Below are 17,056 nucleotides of genomic sequence, written 5' to 3' on the forward strand. Positions count from 1 at the left end.
TTTAATAAAATTTTGCTAAAATTCAATTTAAGCTTCGTGTTTTCTCTGTAAATAGCTTTTTTTTTCATTAATTTGCTACATAAACAGCTAAAAAATATGAAAATACAATCTTCAAGAGCCTTATTAACCATGGCTTTGTTTGTTGGGATTTCTTCTGTTTGGGCACAACAAAAGCCTGCAACAACAGCAGTAACTCCAGTTAATAATTATAGTTATCATGATGCGTTTGGACCCCATTTTTACACAAAAAACGGGACTTCAACTCGTTCTGCAAGTGGTCAGCCGGGAGTTGAGTACTGGCAAAACAGAGCCGATTATCAAATTACGGCAAAACTAAATGCCACTACAAATGAAATTATTGGTACAGATGAAATTACATATACCAATAATAGCCCTGATAAATTAGGATTTTTATGGTTGAATTTAGACCAAAATTTATTCAAAGAAGATTCAAGAGGAAATGCAGTTGTGCCTTTAACAGGAAGCCGTAACGGTGCTCAGGGTCAGGTTTTTGAAGGAGGAAATAAAATCAAATCAGTTAGAGTAATTTCTGTTGGAAAGAAAAAAACTGATGTTGAAGCAAAATATGTAGTTACAGATACCAGAATGCAAATATTTCTTCCAGAAGAATTAGCATCAAAAGGAGGTACTGTAAAAGTTAAAATCGAATTTGCATTCACAGCTCCTTTTGAAGGATCAGACAGAATGGGAGTTTTAGAAACTAAAAATGGTAAAATTTTCACCATTGCACAATGGTATCCACGTATGTGTGTGTATGATGATGTAAGAGGCTGGAACACACATCCGTATTTGGGAGCATCTGAGTTTTACTTAGAATATGGTAATTTTGATGTAAAACTTACGGTACCTGCCAATCATTATGTTGTAGGTTCAGGAGAATTGATAAATGGGGCAGAAGTATTGCCGGCAGAAGTATTTAAACGTTATAAAGAAGCTGGTCAAAGTGATAAAACAGTTACGATTCGTTCTGCCGAAGAAGTTGCTGCAACAGCAACAGCAAATGCTACGGGTGAAAAAACATGGCATTATCAAATTAAAAATGCTCGTGATTTCTCTTGGGCATCATCTCCCGCTTTTGTTTTAGACGGAGCAAAAATCAATTTGCCAAGTGGTAAAAAATCATTGGCTCTATCTGCTTATCCTGTAGAAAGTGCAGGTCAAGGAGCTTACGGACGTTCTACTGAGTATGTAAAAGCAGCGATAGAACATTACTCTAAAACATGGTTTGAATATCCTTATCCGGCAGCGACAAATGTGGCAGGGAATGAAGGCGGAATGGAATATCCTGGAATTGTTTTTTGCAGCTGGGAATCAAAAGGTCAGGATTTATGGGGAGTTACAGATCATGAATTTGGGCATATCTGGTTTCCTATGATTGTAGGTTCAAACGAAAGATTATTTGGTTGGATGGATGAAGGTTTTAATACTTTTATTAATTCGCTAAGTACTGCCGATTTTAATAAAGGAGAATATGTAGAAGAACCTACAGATTTGCATAAATCAGCAGAATCATTTACCAGACCTGCTTTAGAAACGATTATGAGTTCGCCTGATAATATGAAAGAAGCTAATATTGGTATGTTGTGCTACTTTAAACCAAGCTCAGGATTGGTAATATTGAGAGAACAAATATTAGGAAAAGAGCGTTTTGATACTGCTTTCCGTACTTATATTGAGCGTTGGGCTTACAAACATCCTCAACCGGATGACTTTTTCAGATCTATGGAAAATGTAGCCGGAGAAGATTTAAGTTGGTTCTGGAGAAGTTGGTTCGTAAACAACTGGCGTTTTGATCAGGGAATTAATTCGATTAAATATGTAAAAAATGATCCTTCAAAAGGAGTGGTTATTACAGTAGAAAATTTTGATAAAATGCCAATGCCGGTTATTTTAGACGTGAAAACAAAGAGCGGAAAAGTGACAAGAGTTAAATTGCCTGTAGAGATCTGGCAGCGTAACAATGTATGGTCTTTTAAACATAATTCGACAGAAGAAATCGAAAGTATTACCCTTGATCCTGATCATGTTTTCCCGGATAATAACGAATCTAATAATGTGTGGACGTCGGGAAACGGTAAAATAGAGAAGGATGTAATTTTAGATGGTTATTTAGGAACCTATTCAACTACCAGAGCGCCTTTGAAAATTGATTTTACTGAAAAGAACGGCACATTAAATGTTGAAATTACAAACTTTCCTAAGTTTACTGTCGCTCCTGTAGAAAACGAAAAAGATACATTTCAATCTACAAGTGCCGGATTAAAATTTAAATTTAATGAAGCTAAAACAGGTTTCGATATGATTATTTTAGGTAACGGAGAAACGATTCCGTTTACAAAAAAGTAAGTTCATAAAATATAAAGTTTTTAAAACCCGATAGTTAGTAACAACTATCGGGTTTTCTTTTAATTTGAAGTTTAAGGTTTCAGGTTTCAAGTTTTTTAGTTTTGGTATCGGTAAAGCCTTAGAATCTTAGTAACTTAGAATCTTAGCACCTTTAAAAAAAAAACAACATAACATTAAAAAAATGTTAGAATTTTAATTTTTTGTTTTGGAAATAAAAAAATAGTGTACTTTTGCACCGATGAATAAAATAAGTTTACATATAACTTCTTTGTCACGGACAAACACACCTGTAACTTCTCCCGAAGTACGGATACTATCTCTATAGTATTCACAGAGTTTTTCGCCGCGTATTTATTTATATTCATTTTTCATTTTGAAATCACAACATTTGTCCATTGGACAAACATATCCTAAAAGTATATATAGTTTTTCGATTTTTCTTAATCAAGTTTTTGATTTTGAGAATGTTACTTCTATTATGTCTATTTTTGTCGGACTGATTTCCGGATTTCAAACTAAACAATACGTTTTAATTTTTAACTCTAACTTCAACTATTGAAATGAAAATCTCTATTGTTGTTACTCAGGAAGAACACTTCAAATTCGCACAGGAAATTTGCGATACAATAGAATCATCTGCCTTGTTAAGAGGTACAGGGATTGCTAAAAGAACTCCTGAATACATTCAGAAAAAAATGTCGAACGGCGATGCGATGATTGCTTTGGCAGATGGAAAATTTGCAGGTTTTTGTTATATCGAAAGTTGGCAACACGGAAAATTCGTGGCCCATTCCGGCTTAATTGTTCATCCGGATTACAGAAGTTTAGGTTTGGCGAAAAAAATCAAATCAAAAGTATTTGATTATTCTCTAAAAAGATACCCGGACGCTAAGATATTTGGTATTACAACAGGTTTGGCTGTAATGAAAATAAACTCTGATTTAGGATACAAACCAGTGCCTTTCTCTGAACTTACAACAGATCCAAGTTTTTGGTCAGGATGTAAAACCTGTACCAATTACGAAATTCTAAAAAGCAAAGAAAACAAAATGTGTCTTTGTACCGGAATGCTGTATGATCCAAAAGAAAAGCAGAAAGATCCGCCAAGACATCCTTTTAATGAGGCTGTTTTAAGCAGATTAAAAAAAATAAAACAAGCTTTATTCTTAAATAAAATACTGTCTTTCGGTTTTTTATCTTAAGAATAAAATTAAAAAAGAAATCTCAAACTTGCTACATACGAAAGTATTAGCCTAAATTATAAAAAATGAAAAAAGTTGTATTAGCTTATAGTGGAGGATTAGATACCTCGTATTGTTTGAAATATTTAAAAAATGAGAAAGGTTACGAAGTTCACACCGTACTTGTAGATACAGGAGGATTTGATGCTGAAGAATTATCAGCAATCGAAAAAAGAGCTTACGAATTAGGAAGCGCGCAACACGCCAACCTAACTATCGTAGACAAATATTATGATAAAGCAATAAAATATTTGATTTTTGGAAACGTATTAAAAAACAATACTTATCCATTATCAGTAAGTGCAGAGCGTGTTTTTCAGGCAATTGAAGCCATTAAATATGCTAAAAAAGTAGGAGCAAGCGCCATCGCACATGGAAGTACAGGTGCTGGAAATGACCAGATTCGTTTTGATTTGATTTTCCAAACCATCGCTCCGGAAATTGAAATCATCACTCCAATTAGAGATTTAAAATTATCAAGACAAGAAGAAGTTGATTATTTGTCTAAAAACGGAGTTCACTATTCTTGGGAAAAAGCACAATATTCGATTAATAAAGGACTTTGGGGAACAAGTGTAGGAGGAAAAGAAACTCTTACTTCAAGCCAGCCATTGCCTGGTGACGCTTATCCGTCGCAATTGAAAAAAGAAGGAGAAGAAAAAGTAAGATTGCATTTTGAGCAAGGAGAATTAGTTGGAATAAACGGTCAATTAGACAAACCATCAAATAATATTGTAGCTCTTGAAAAACTGGCAAATGCCTTTGCAATTGGTAGAGATATTCACGTAGGTGATACTATTATAGGTATTAAAGGAAGAGTTGGTTTTGAGGCTGCTGCACCATTAATTATCATCAAAGCGCACCATTTATTAGAGAAACACACACTTGGTAAATGGCAACAATACTGGAAAGAACAATTAGGAAACTGGTACGGAATGTTATTTCACGAAGGTCAGTTTTTAGATCCTGTAATGAGAAATATTGAGACATTCTTGCAAGACACACAAAAAACAGTAAATGGAGTTGTAATCGTTTCTCTAAAACCATATCATTTTTCGCTTGACGGAATTGAATCAGATAATGATTTAATGAATACTGGTTTTGGTCAATACGGAGAAATGAACAATGCATGGACTTCTGACGATGCAAAAGGATTTATTAAGATTTTAGGAAATGCACAAAACATATTTTCATCTGTAAATCATTTAGATCATGATTAATTTCTGATGATTTATTAAAAAAAAATAAAACTTAATTTTTATGAAAACAAAAGTATTTTTTTTTACTTCCAATGTTTCTGCTATTTCTTGGTTGTTCAAGTGATAACGATACGCCGGAAAAGGAAACTTTAAAACCGGTTACTTATGAAGTTTTATTATTTGAATTTACAGCTGACACAGGTAATAATTCATCTCGATTACATTATGAAATAAAATATACTAATCCTAATGATGTTGCTGTAAAAGGAACATCAAGCGTAACTGCCAATTATAACGGATTGATATTAACTCCTATTAAAAGAGTTCCTCCATATATTGAAATTGGTGCAAATTCTAATTATACCGAAGTTTATAATGTTGAATCTGTACATGACACACAATCATTAAGTCCTGAGCAGATAAAGACATATTACATAAAGTTTATATCCGCAGAATTTGTTTTTGCTATTGATTAAAAAAACTAGGAGATTAGACAACTTTTTAAGATTGTTTAATCTAAAAACACAAAAGATATTATAAATCGAATTCGATTTAACAATATATCTAAAAAAATAAAAATTATGATTAATATCGGAATAATTGGTGGTTCGGGCTACACGGCCGGAGAATTGATCAGAATATTAATGTATCATCCCAATGTAAACATTGATTTTGTTTACAGTACGACAAATGCAGGGAAACCGCTTTCTGTGGCGCACCACGATTTGATGGGAGATATTGAAATGAATTTTACTGATGTGGTGAATCCGAATGTGAATGTTGTTTTTTTATGTTTGGGTCACGGAAAATCTATTTCGTTTCTTGAGGAAAATAAGTTTGCAAGTCACACCAAAATCATTGATTTAGGAAATGATTTCAGATTGACAAAAGATGCTGTTTTCGAAGGAAAAGAATTTGTTTACGGATTGCCTGAATTGAATAAAGCGGAAATCAAAAAAGCAAATTTCATTGCAAATCCGGGTTGTTTTGCAACAGCAATTCAATTGGCTCTTTTGCCTTTGGCTAAAAATAATTTGCTTAAAAATGACGTTCATATTAATGCCACAACCGGAAGCACAGGTGCGGGCGTAAGTCTTGCCGAAACTTCTCATTTTAGTTGGAGAAATAATAATATGTCTCATTATAAGGCTTTTGAACACCAGCATTTAGGCGAAATCAACCAAAGCGTGAATCAATTGCAGGCAGATTATTCAGATGAATTGATTTTTGTTCCGAATAGAGGAGACTTTACAAGAGGAATTTTTGCGACTTTATATACTGATTCTGAAGAAAGTTTAGAAGATTTAGTGGCGAAATATCAGGATTTCTATAAAAATGAGCCTTTTGTAACCGTAACAACGACAAACATCAATATGAAACAAGTTGTTCAAACCAACAAATGTATCATTAGTTTATTGAAAAAAGGAAACCGGGTTTTAATAACGTCAATCATTGATAACTTAACCAAAGGTGCTTCAGGACAAGCGATTCAAAATATGAATTTAATGTTCGGATTAGAAGAAACCACCGGTTTACATTTGAAACCAAGCGGATTTTAGGAAAAAGTTATGGGTTAAAAGTTAAACGTTTTTTAACGTCTTTATTTAAAACTTCTAACTCATAACAAATAACATATAACTTTTCAAGACATGAATTTATTCAACGTATACCCACTTTATGATATCACTCCTGTAAAAGCAGTAGATTGCACAATTACAGACAATAACGGAGTAGAATATTTAGACTTATATAGCGGACATGGTGTGATTTCAATTGGCCATACGCAACCTGATTATGTAGCCAAATTAAAAAATCAATTAGATCATTTAGGATTTTATTCGAATGCTATTCAGAATCCTTTGCAGGTAGAATTAGCTCAGAAATTAGGAAAGCTTTCAGGATTAGAAGATTACGAATTGTTTTTATGCAGTTCTGGTGCTGAAGCAAACGAAAATGCGTTAAAATTAGCTTCTTTCCATAATGGAAAATCAAGAGTTGTCGCTTTTGATAATTCTTTCCATGGAAGAACTTCTGCAGCCGTTGCGGTTACAGATAACAAGAAAATCGTAGCGCCAATAAATGCACAGCAAGTAGTTACTTTTTTACCTTTAAACCAAATCGAACTAGTTGAAGCTGAATTGGCTAAAGGAGATGTTACAGCAGTAATTATCGAAGGAATTCAGGGAGTTGGAGGTTTAGATCAGGGAACGACAGAATTTTTTCAAGCTTTAGAAAAAGCATGTAAAAAACACGATGTAGTTTTGATTTTAGACGAAGTACAATCAGGATACGGAAGAAGCGGAAAATTCTTCGCTTTCCAACATCACGGAATCAACGCTGATATTATTTCAGTTGCAAAAGGAATGGGGAATGGATTTCCGGTTGGAGCCATTTTAATCTCTCCAAAATTTGAAGCAAGTTTCGGATTATTAGGAACTACTTTCGGCGGAAGCCATTTATCTTGTGCTGCAGGAATTGCAGTTCTTGACGTAATTGAAAAACTAGATTTACAGAAAAACGTAAACGAAGTTTATGAATATTTCTTAGAACAAATCAAACAAGTTCCCGGAATTAAGCAAGTAAAAGGAAAAGGTTTAATGCTTGGCGTTGAATTTGATTTTGATGTAGCAGCTTTAAGAAAAAAACTAATTATTGAAAAACACATTTTTACAGGAAGTGCCAACAATAAAAATCTGTTAAGAATTTTGCCGCCTTTGACAGTAAAAAAATCAGATATTGATACCTTTATTGTAGCTTTAAAAGAAAGTTTAGAAGAGCTTCAAAATTAATGAAGCCATTAAAAAATATTTTAGGTGCTCTTTTGATCATTGGTGTTTTATTTCCAATGTTACTTTTTCTGAATCCATTTGCATGGGGAATGAGAAGAGCACCTGAATATGTTCCTTCAAAAGAACTTGAAAAAGTTTTGGAAGCAATGAAAAAAGAGATCAATACATACGAACAAGTAGATGTTGATACTTATAATAATACGGCTAATTTATGGTATTTAAGAGATTGCCAAAATAAAAGACTGGACTCTTTAGAAAATTTTGAAATTCAATTTTCTGAAGTCAAAAATGATGCTTTTGTTAAAGAAAAAATTAAGAAGTATGCCCCATTAATTGAGAAACAATTAGAATGCAACTGTTATGATTCTTTGATATTTAAATATGAGTTGAAGGAAAATGAAATGCAAAAAGTAGTTTTAGGATTTAAAATTAAATAATGATGAATAAAAGCTTTTTAATTTCAGATTCATTTCTCAAATACCAGTCTATAGCTTATTTGTTTATTATTTTTTGGGCTATTTTAATTAGAAATGTACAAAGTATGTTTGTTATATTCAAATATACAGAACTGATAAATCAAGTTCTTTTTTTTATATATTTTGCTGTTGTATTATCTTCTGTTGTAGTATTAATAAAACAAATTTTAAGAGTTTATTTTTCGTTAGATAATAATATAAAAAGAAGTATATGGTTAGTAGTCAATATTTTTCTGTATTACGGAGTCTTACTTGCCGACCTATATATTTCATCGCAATTTAGATTTTAGAAACAACCAAAAAACAACCAACCAACTAGAAATTATGAATCCATTATCAATTGAAAAACGCAATCTGGTTTTGCACTCGATGGCAAAACTCGTCGAGAAGGAACGGAGTCAGATTATCTTAACCAATCAAGAAGATTTACTCGCTTATGACGGTTCAGATTTAGCAATGGAAGAACGCTTGAAAGTAGATGATAAAAAAGTCGACGAGATGATTTTATCGTTGAACCAATTGGCTTCGCAGGAAGATCCTGTTGGAGTAGAGCGTTTTCATTTTACTCATGATAATGGAATAAAAGTCATTAATAAAACAGCAGCTTTTGGAACGATTTTAATCATTTACGAATCTCGCCCGGATGTTACAATCGAAGCGGGAGGAATCGCATTTAAATCCGGAAATAAGATTTTATTAAAAGGAGGAAAAGAAGCTTTAAAATCGAATTTGAAAATTGTTGATTTATGGCATCAGGCTTTAGAAGAAAATAGAGTTTCGAAAGATTGGGTCGAGTATTTGAATTATAACCGCGCAGAAACTCAGGCTTTTTTAGAAAAACCAACTCAAAAAGTAGATTTAATCGTTCCAAGAGGAGGAGAAAAATTAATTGAGTTTGTAAAAGCGCACGCAACGTGCCCGGTGATAGTAAGCGGACGCGGAAATAATTTTGTATACGTTCATAAAGATGCAGATACTGATTTGGCTTTAAAAATAATTTTGAATGCTAAAATCTCAAAAATCTCTGCTTGTAATGCGGTAGATAAGGTTTTAATAGATTCTAAATTACCCAATTTTGAAGGTTTTGCAGCTATTTTAATAGAAACATTAAAAGAATCTAATGTAGAAGTGATTGTTGACGAATCTTTAAAAAGTTTTGAAGACACAGAAACACTTCAGAATGAAGATATGTGGTATGAAGAATTTTTAGATTATAAAATTGTAATCGGAACCATTGATTCCGAGGAAAATGCAATTGATAAAATCAATAAATATTGCGGAGGACATTCGGCAGTAATTATTACGAAAGATGACAAAGCAGCACAAGAATTTATGGATGCCGTTGATACCGCTGCTGTTTATCAAAATGCATCCACCCGTTTTACCGACGGAGGACAATTTGGCTTGGGTGGAGAATTAGCGATAAGCACCGATAAATTACATCAAAGAGGACCAATTGGACTTCAACATCTCGTGACAAACAAATGGTACGTGTACGGAGAAGGACAAATACGATAATAATTTTAGATTTCTAATTTTAGATTTTAGATTGATGAGCAACGATTTTTTGATTTCAAATTATTGGAATGTAATTATAGACAAAGCTTTGCGAACTTACCGTTTGTAAAACACAAAGAATATAAAAAAAAACCTTGCGCACTTTGCGGTAAAAAAACGTTTACAATATAAAAACTTAGTCCCGAGGCTTCGGGATAGCAACTCAGAACCTTAGCCACTAAAAAAAAATGACTAAAAAGAGGATTTTATTAAAAATAGGAAGTAATACTTTAACCAAAGAAACGAATCATATTTCGCGGGGAAAGATTGAAGATATTGGTATGCAAATTGCCGCTCTTAACAAAGATTACGAATTTGTAATCGTAAGTTCAGGAGCCATTGCAGCCGCCAAACAATTTGTAAAACTCGAAAGTAAAGGCAAGGAAATTGCATTAAAACAAGCCTTAGCTTCAATTGGACAACCTCATTTAATGCGGATTTTTCATGAGAATTTCAGCGATTTAGGATTATTGACATCACAATGTTTATTGTCTTATTCTGATTTTGAAAAAGAGCAATCGAAAGTAAATATTGTCAATACCATAAATGTTTTGGTCGAGAACAATTACATTCCGATTATTAATGAAAATGATACCGTTGCTACAGATGAGATTCGGTTTGGAGATAATGATAAATTAGCGGCACTAACGGCAGTTCTTTTAAATGTTGATATTCTGATTATTGCGACCAATACAAACGGAATTTACACGAAAGATTCTATTCACGATGAAAATCCTGAAACGATAAAATTGGTAAACGATCTAAAAGTATTAGAAAAGGAAATCGGAGAATCAAAATCATCACACGGAACAGGTGGAATGCAGTCCAAAATCGAAGCAGCCGGAATCGCAAAAGCGGCCAACATAGAAACCTGGATCGTAAACGGATTAAATGATAATTTTATTTTAAAAGCATTAGAAGGAGAAATTCCTTTTACGAAAATTGTGTAGAAATGTTTATTTGTTTAATCGTTAATTCGGTTAATCGATCGGGCAAATAAACAGTTAAACAAATTAACGATTAAACAAGAAAAAGACATGAACTATATTTCAATACAAGATATCGACTCATTATCAAAATGGGTAAAAAGTGCGTTAAAAATCAAAAAGAACCCACTTAAAAATCAAGACTTAGGGAAAAACAAAACCTTAGGAATGTTATTCTTTAACCCGAGTTTAAGAACGCGTTTGAGTACTCAAAAAGCAGCTATAAACTTAGGGATGAACGTTATGGTGATGAACTTCACCAATGAAGGCTGGACATTAGAGTTCGAAGATGGAGCTATTATGAATTCAGGAGCTTCAGAGCATATTAAAGAAGCTGCCGAAGTAGTTTCTCAATATTGCGATATTATCGCCATTCGTGCTTTTGCAGGTTTGGTAGACAAAGAAAAAGATTATGCTGAAACGGTAATTTCAGGATTCCTGAAACACGCAACAGTGCCAATCGTGAATATGGAAAGTGCCGTTCGTCATCCAATGCAATCTTTGGCAGACGCTATTACGATGGAGGAATACAAAACGAAGCATAAACCAAAAGTAGTTTTATCTTGGGCTCCGCATCCAAAAGCGTTGCCACAAGCTGTTGCAAATTCATTTGTAGAAATGATGCAAATGCAAAAAGACATGGATTTTGTAATCACACATCCAGAAGGTTACGAACTAAGTCCGGAAATAACAAAAGACTGCAAAATCGAATACGACCAAAACAAAGCGTTCGAAAATGCCGATTTCGTTTACGTTAAAAACTGGAGCAACTTCAACGATTACGGAAAAGTAACCAACATAGATCCAAACTGGACTGTTACTGCAGAAAAAATGGCATTAACTAACAACGGAAAATTCATGCACTGTCTTCCTGTTCGTCGTAACGTAATTGTAACCGATGAAGTTATTGATAGCGAGAATTCAATCGTAATTCAGCAAGCAAATAACAGAACCTATTCAGCGCAATTAGTTTTACAGAAGATTTTGAAGAAAATGTAGTTTAAAGCTACTAAGTTTCTAAGGTACTAAGCTGCTAAGTATTTTTAGAATTTTAGAATAAATCTTAGCAACTTAGAATCTTAGTACCTTAGCATCTTATGAGAGTTACCGTAATAAAAATAGGTGGAAACATCATCGACAATCCAAAAGAGTTAGAACAATTCTTAACCGACTTTTCTAAAATCGAAGGCTATAAAGTTTTAGTTCACGGTGGTGGAAAATCGGCTACAAAAATGGCGCAAAGTATTGGTTTGGTTCCTCAAATGATTGAAGGCCGCCGAATTACCGATGCCGCAATGCTTGATGTAGTTGTAATGATTTACGCCGGACAAATCAATAAAGATGTTGTGGCGCAATTACAAGCTAAAGACAACAACGCAATGGGATTTTCAGGAGCTGACGGGAATTTGATTCAGTCAACAAAACGAAATCATCCAACGATAGATTACGGATTTGTAGGCGATGTAAAAAAAGTCAATACAAAGTTATTGGCAACTTTACTTGAAGCAGGAATCGTTCCTGTTTTCTGTGCTATTACACACGATAAAAACGGACAATTGTTAAACACAAATGCAGATACCATTGCAAGCGAATTATCAATTGCATTGTCTGAGGTTTTTGATGTTACGCTAACATATTGTTTCGAAAAACAAGGCGTTTTGCAAGATTCAGAGGATGATTCATCTGTAATAACAGAAATCAACGAAGAATTATACAACAAACTAAAGGCAGAAAAAGTTATTCATTCCGGAATGATTCCTAAACTGGATAATTGCTTCAATAGTTTATCAAGAGGCGTTCAGAAAATCAAAATCGGGCATCATAAAATGCTTCAAAATCCTGATGTTCTGCACACCACCATTACGTTATAAAAAATATAGCCACAGATTAGCGGATTGAAAGGATTAAAATCTGTGAAAATCTTTTAATCTGTGGCAAAAAAAGAGCATTGCACAAGGCATTTTAAATATTAATTTAAGAAATTTGCGCAAATTAAAATCGTCACAGATTTAATTAAAAACTTTGTGACTTCGTCCCGATAGCTATCGGGATCACGGTAAAGAAACCATAACTATGAAAAATATTGCAACGCTTACCCAGGAAGCAATTAGTTTATTAAAAAGCCTGATCGAAACCCCTTCATTTTCAAGTGAAGAAGATCAAACAGCACTTTTGATAGAAAATTGGTTCAATCAAAACGAGATTCCTTTCAATAGAGAAAATAATAATGTGTGGGCTTTCAATAAATATTTCGACGAAAATAAACCAACACTTTTACTAAATTCACACCACGATACCGTAAAACCAAATCAAGCCTATACAAACGATCCGTTTAAAGCGATCGAAAAAGACGGTAAATTATTCGGGTTAGGAAGCAATGATGCCGGAGGATGCTTAGTTTCATTATTAGCAACTTTCGTTCATTTTTACGAGAATCAAAATTTATCTCATAACCTCGTAATTGTAGCTTCGGCAGAAGAAGAAAGCAGCGGAAAAAATGGTTTAAACAGCGTTTTAAAACATTTACCGGAGTTAGATTGCGCAATTGTAGGTGAACCAACTTTAATGCAATTGGCTGTGGCTGAGAAAGGTTTATTGGTTTTGGATGTAAAAGTAAAAGGAACTGCAAGTCACGCTGCACATCAAAACGACGATAATTCATTATACAAATCAATTCCCGTAATGGAATGGTTTAAAAACTATAAATTCGATAAAATCTCAGATGTTTTAGGTCCTGTAAAAATGACCGTAACGCAAATCAGCGCAGGAAAACAACATAATGTTGTACCATCAGAATGCGATTTGGTTGTCGATATTCGCGTAACAGATCGTTATACAAATGCCGAGATTCTTGAAGTAGTAAAAGCAAATGTAAACGCCGAAGTAACGCCTAGATCTATGCATTTAAATGCGTCATCTATTCCAGTTACTCACGGTTTAGTACAAGCCGGAATCGCTTTAGGAAGAACAACTTATGGCTCACCAACGCTTTCAGATCAATCTGTTTTAAGCTGTCAGTCATTAAAACTAGGACCAGGAGAAACATTACGTTCACATTCAGCAGACGAATTTATTTTCATCAACGAAATCGAAGAAGGAGTCGACTTGTATATCAAAATACTAACCGATTTTTTTAAATTATAATTTTGTTTTTTTAGGATTAAGATCTTTATTATGAGAGAAAAATTTGATAAGTGGATACAAGTAAATAAAAAGTCTATTTCTAAATCTGAGAAGTATTCAAAAACTATAACTACAATTTCAAATCATTTTAAAAAATCTTTGGAAAGAAATATTGATTTATATAAAATTATAAAGTCTGAAGAAATTCTTAAGCTTAAAGAGGAATATTTTAGTTACACTGAATTTCTTTCAAAAAATAAAAGAGGAAATAGAATGTATAGTCGTTCATTAGATTTATATATTGAATTTCTAGAAGATGAAGGAATTTTGCTGGAAATTGAAAAAATTGAAAATGATCCTAATTTAAGAGAGTTAGAAAAGGAAGCAATTATTTTAAGCAGAATTGGACAAGGAAAATATAGAAATGATTTAATAAAAATTTGGAAAGGCTGTTCATTGTCAGGTTATAAAGATGTTAGGTTTTTAATAGCATCACACATAAAGCCATGGAAAGTATCCAACAATGACGAAAAAGTAGATAAATTTAATGGACTTTTACTTTTGCCGACTTATGATAAATTATTTGATTTAGGATTTATCACTTTTGATAAAAGTGGATTTATTAAGATTTCAAAAGAATTAGAAGACATTGAAAAAATTGGTATTAATGAAAAGATGAAAATCAAATTAAAAGAAGGTAATTTAAAGTACTTAGAGTTTCATTACAATAACATCTTCAAAAAAACAGTAATTTAAGAGAAACATTTGTTTCTAAAAAATCTAAAAAACTAAGTTATGAAACTTTGGGAAAAAGGAATACCAACAGATAAGCAAATCGAACATTTCACAGTAGGAAACGATCGTGAATTGGATTTAGTTCTTGCAAAATACGATGCTTTAGGTTCAATCGCACACGCCAAAATGCTCGATCAAATTGGTTTATTAACGCAAGAAGAAACCACTTCTTTAGTTGATGCATTAAACGAAATCATTGCAGATGTTGTAATAGGTAATTTCGAAATCGAAGATAGTTTCGAAGACGTACATTCTAAAATAGAATATTTATTGACCGTAAAATTGGGCGATGCCGGAAAGAAAATCCATACGGCACGTTCTCGTAACGATCAGGTTCTGGTAGATGTTCATTTATACTTAAAAGACGAACTAAAAGCCTTAAAAGAACAAGTAAAAACATTGTTTGATTTGCTAATGGAATCGGCAGAGAAACACCAAAATGTTTTATTGCCAGGATATACGCACTTGCAAATCGCGATGCCATCATCATTCGGGATGTGGTTTTCGGCTTACGCCGAAAGTTTCATTGATGATGTTACGATGTTAAACGCAGCTTTAAAAATTGTAGATCAAAACCCGTTGGGTTCTGCAGCAGGTTACGGAAGTTCGTTTCCTATCAACAGAACATTTACAACTCAGGAATTAGGTTTCGAAACTCTAAAATTCAACGCTGTTGCAGCACAAATGAGCCGCGGAAAAGCAGAGAAAACCGTTGCATTTGCAATGGCAAGTGTTGCCGGAACGTTATCAAAATTTGCAATGGATGTTTGTTTGTACATGAGTCAAAACTTTGATTTTATTGGTTTGCCGGCACATCTTACAACAGGATCGAGCATTATGCCTCACAAGAAAAACCCAGATGTTTTCGAATTAATCAGAGGAAAATGCAACAAGATTCAGGCGCTTCCATACGAAATCACTTTAATTACTAATAATCTACCAAGCGGTTATCACAGAGATTTACAGCTTTTAAAAGAAGGATTGTTTCCAGCGCTTCAAAACTTAAAAGCATGTCTGGATATTGCGATTTTCTCTGTAAAAGATATTACAGTAAAAGACAACATCTTAAAAGATAAAAAATACGATTATTTGTTTACAGTCGATACTTTAAACGAAATGGTGGTTGCCGGAATACCTTTTAGAGATGCATACAAAGCCGTTGCAGAACAGTTGGAAGCAGGAACATATCAATCTCCAAAAGAAACAAAACATACGCATGAAGGCAGCATCAATAACTTATGTTTAGATGCTATCAAAGACAAAATGAAAGCAGCGCTTTAAAAGCGTTTCAGCCAATAAAAAAGCCGATTTGTAAGTGATACAAATCGGCTTTTTTATGAAAATTATAATGATGATCAACTTTTGTTTGCGCAGCTTGTAGAGATTACACCAACAGAACTTACCTGAAGTGTTGCACCTGCACCACACGATGTATTAGTTACATATTGTTCCACTTTTCCAACAGGGATTGTGGTGTAAGGATAAGATGGTTTATTTACTTTAGTGCCAAAATCCATTGGGCCTTTGCGACAACGATCAAATACAATTCCTACCGTTCCGCCGTCTGTACTTATGTAGTCTTTAAAAACCTTTTCTACTTTTGCAAAATCAGTCCCTTCAACATAACAAGTCGAATTTTTAACACCACCGCCTAAACCAATGGCCAAAGAACCAGATTCTGACGTATTATAATAACAATTCAGAATATGAATTTCTAAATTTCTGCCACGAGGCATACGCTGTTTACAACCTTCTGCCCAATAACAATTCTTAAAAGTAATGCTGTAATGTCCGTCAGCAGGAAAATCATTTTTGTTGGAACCAATAAGATCACTAAACCTATGATCGTCTGCACCACCTGAACCGCCTGATTTTGGTGGTTTTAGATAAGTAAATTTACACCATGAAATGGTTACATTATCTGTTTTTCCTTTATTATCATAATTTCCGTCCTGACCATCCTGAAACTCACAATGATCAACCCAAAGATTCGTGCAATCAGCGGTTAAATTATCCTGACCATCAATATCATAAGCGCCTGGGCCAACGAAAACAAGATTTCTGATAATTACATTATTAGATCCTGGTTTTAAACTTAAAATACCTGCCCCGGGATTCGATTGTGTTTCGTTCACTAATTTCGCGCCTGGCAATCCTAAAATAGTTTTATTGGTAACTACTTCATGAATAGGTTCGCCACTTGAAATAGTAATTATTCCTGATACTAAAACTACAGCAGGCGATTTTAATTTAATTTTTGATAACAATTCAGCATAAGTTGTTACTATAACAGGAGTAGAGTTGCCTCCTCCAGTAGTGGCTGCACCAAATCCTTCCGGAGATTCCATATAGTAATTTTGCGCAAAAATAGAAGACATACTCAATAAGAAAAAGAGTAATAGCAGATTTTGTTTCATTTTTATAAGTTAGTTTTTTGTGGTTTTCTATAATCTATCAATTAAATGTAATCGATTACACAAATTTAATTATTAAAGTTTACAATCAGTCGTTTTACTGAAAATA

At 33.5% G+C, this 17,056-nt stretch carries 15 protein-coding genes; 14 read left to right on the forward strand and 1 reads right to left on the reverse strand.

Going from position 1 to position 17,056, the window contains the following annotated elements; translation table 11 throughout:
- Positions 1-96: 96 nt before the first annotated feature.
- The 14 genes from LNP81_RS15685 (at position 97) to argH (ending at position 15,814) form a co-directional block, all read left to right on the forward strand.
- On the forward strand, positions 97-2,367 hold the full coding sequence (locus LNP81_RS15685) for a M1 family metallopeptidase (protein ID WP_230037390.1): 2,271 nt from the start codon (positions 97-99) through the stop codon (positions 2,365-2,367).
- A gap of 560 nt (positions 2,368-2,927) precedes the next feature.
- Entirely contained in the window at positions 2,928-3,569 is a 642-nt protein-coding gene (locus tag LNP81_RS15690; RefSeq protein ID WP_065449613.1) for a GNAT family N-acetyltransferase, read from the forward strand.
- A gap of 65 nt (positions 3,570-3,634) precedes the next feature.
- Entirely contained in the window at positions 3,635-4,828 is a 1,194-nt protein-coding gene (locus LNP81_RS15695; RefSeq protein WP_230037392.1) for an argininosuccinate synthase, read from the forward strand.
- Positions 4,829-4,899: 71 nt separating this feature from the next.
- A complete protein-coding gene (locus LNP81_RS15700; protein ID WP_230037394.1) occupies positions 4,900-5,283 on the forward strand; it encodes a hypothetical protein in 384 nt (127 codons plus the stop codon).
- 105 nt (positions 5,284-5,388) lie between these two features.
- Positions 5,389-6,366, forward strand: a complete 978-nt coding sequence (gene argC / locus LNP81_RS15705; RefSeq protein ID WP_230037397.1) for an N-acetyl-gamma-glutamyl-phosphate reductase — start codon at positions 5,389-5,391, stop codon at positions 6,364-6,366.
- 90 nt (positions 6,367-6,456) lie between these two features.
- Complete coding sequence (locus LNP81_RS15710; RefSeq protein ID WP_230037399.1) at positions 6,457-7,596, forward strand: aspartate aminotransferase family protein; 1,140 nt, start codon at positions 6,457-6,459, stop codon at positions 7,594-7,596.
- Positions 7,596-8,033, forward strand: a complete 438-nt coding sequence (locus LNP81_RS15715) for a hypothetical protein (protein WP_230037401.1) — start codon at positions 7,596-7,598, stop codon at positions 8,031-8,033. The genes LNP81_RS15710 and LNP81_RS15715 overlap by 1 nt, the downstream gene beginning before the upstream one ends.
- A 303-nt stretch (positions 8,034-8,336) precedes the next feature.
- Positions 8,337-9,590 carry a glutamate-5-semialdehyde dehydrogenase gene (locus LNP81_RS15720; protein WP_346432757.1) on the forward strand — a complete coding sequence of 418 codons (1,254 nt, stop codon included), beginning with the start codon at positions 8,337-8,339 and terminating at the stop codon, positions 9,588-9,590.
- A gap of 227 nt (positions 9,591-9,817) precedes the next feature.
- On the forward strand, positions 9,818-10,579 hold the full coding sequence (proB, locus tag LNP81_RS15725; RefSeq protein ID WP_230037405.1) for a glutamate 5-kinase: 762 nt from the start codon (positions 9,818-9,820) through the stop codon (positions 10,577-10,579).
- An 87-nt stretch (positions 10,580-10,666) separates the two neighbouring features.
- Positions 10,667-11,614 (forward strand): N-acetylornithine carbamoyltransferase, encoded by a 948-nt coding sequence (locus LNP81_RS15730; RefSeq protein WP_230037407.1) that lies wholly within the window; start codon positions 10,667-10,669, stop codon positions 11,612-11,614.
- A gap of 98 nt (positions 11,615-11,712) precedes the next feature.
- Positions 11,713-12,486, forward strand: a complete 774-nt coding sequence (argB, locus tag LNP81_RS15735) for an acetylglutamate kinase (RefSeq protein ID WP_230037409.1) — start codon at positions 11,713-11,715, stop codon at positions 12,484-12,486.
- Positions 12,487-12,688: 202 nt separating this feature from the next.
- Entirely contained in the window at positions 12,689-13,759 is a 1,071-nt protein-coding gene (locus LNP81_RS15740; protein ID WP_230037411.1) for a M20 family metallo-hydrolase, read from the forward strand.
- A gap of 30 nt (positions 13,760-13,789) precedes the next feature.
- Positions 13,790-14,494 (forward strand): HNH endonuclease, encoded by a 705-nt coding sequence (locus LNP81_RS15745; RefSeq protein WP_230037413.1) that lies wholly within the window; start codon positions 13,790-13,792, stop codon positions 14,492-14,494.
- Positions 14,495-14,533: 39 nt separating this feature from the next.
- Positions 14,534-15,814 carry an argininosuccinate lyase gene (gene argH / locus LNP81_RS15750; RefSeq protein WP_230037415.1) on the forward strand — a complete coding sequence of 427 codons (1,281 nt, stop codon included), beginning with the start codon at positions 14,534-14,536 and terminating at the stop codon, positions 15,812-15,814.
- Between the two features lie 74 nt (positions 15,815-15,888).
- Here the strand turns inward: argH and LNP81_RS15755 are convergent, their stop codons facing one another.
- Entirely contained in the window at positions 15,889-16,950 is a 1,062-nt protein-coding gene (locus LNP81_RS15755; RefSeq protein ID WP_230037417.1) for a pectate lyase family protein, read from the reverse strand.
- Positions 16,951-17,056 lie beyond the last annotated feature (106 nt).

Origin of the sequence: Flavobacterium piscisymbiosum, from assembly GCF_020905295.1 — a bacterium.
GTDB lineage: Bacteria > Bacteroidota > Bacteroidia > Flavobacteriales > Flavobacteriaceae > Flavobacterium > Flavobacterium piscisymbiosum.

Excerpts from the sequence above, each read along its gene's own strand:
- LNP81_RS15740 (WP_230037411.1), top strand. The coding sequence starts at position 12,689 with ATGAAAAATATTGCAACGCTTACCCAGGAAGCAATTAGTTTATTAAAA.
- LNP81_RS15700 (WP_230037394.1), top strand. The coding sequence starts at position 4,900 with ATGTTTCTGCTATTTCTTGGTTGTTCAAGTGATAACGATACGCCGGAA.
- argC (WP_230037397.1), top strand. The coding sequence starts at position 5,389 with ATGATTAATATCGGAATAATTGGTGGTTCGGGCTACACGGCCGGAGAA.
- proB (WP_230037405.1), top strand. The coding sequence starts at position 9,818 with ATGACTAAAAAGAGGATTTTATTAAAAATAGGAAGTAATACTTTAACC.
- LNP81_RS15730 (WP_230037407.1), top strand. The coding sequence starts at position 10,667 with ATGAACTATATTTCAATACAAGATATCGACTCATTATCAAAATGGGTA.
- LNP81_RS15685 (WP_230037390.1), top strand. The coding sequence starts at position 97 with ATGAAAATACAATCTTCAAGAGCCTTATTAACCATGGCTTTGTTTGTT.
- argH (WP_230037415.1), top strand. The coding sequence starts at position 14,534 with ATGAAACTTTGGGAAAAAGGAATACCAACAGATAAGCAAATCGAACAT.
- LNP81_RS15690 (WP_065449613.1), top strand. The coding sequence starts at position 2,928 with ATGAAAATCTCTATTGTTGTTACTCAGGAAGAACACTTCAAATTCGCA.
- LNP81_RS15755 (WP_230037417.1), bottom strand. The coding sequence starts at position 16,950 with ATGAAACAAAATCTGCTATTACTCTTTTTCTTATTGAGTATGTCTTCT.
- LNP81_RS15745 (WP_230037413.1), top strand. The coding sequence starts at position 13,790 with ATGAGAGAAAAATTTGATAAGTGGATACAAGTAAATAAAAAGTCTATT.
- LNP81_RS15710 (WP_230037399.1), top strand. The coding sequence starts at position 6,457 with ATGAATTTATTCAACGTATACCCACTTTATGATATCACTCCTGTAAAA.
- LNP81_RS15715 (WP_230037401.1), top strand. The coding sequence starts at position 7,596 with ATGAAGCCATTAAAAAATATTTTAGGTGCTCTTTTGATCATTGGTGTT.
- argB (WP_230037409.1), top strand. The coding sequence starts at position 11,713 with ATGAGAGTTACCGTAATAAAAATAGGTGGAAACATCATCGACAATCCA.
- LNP81_RS15695 (WP_230037392.1), top strand. The coding sequence starts at position 3,635 with ATGAAAAAAGTTGTATTAGCTTATAGTGGAGGATTAGATACCTCGTAT.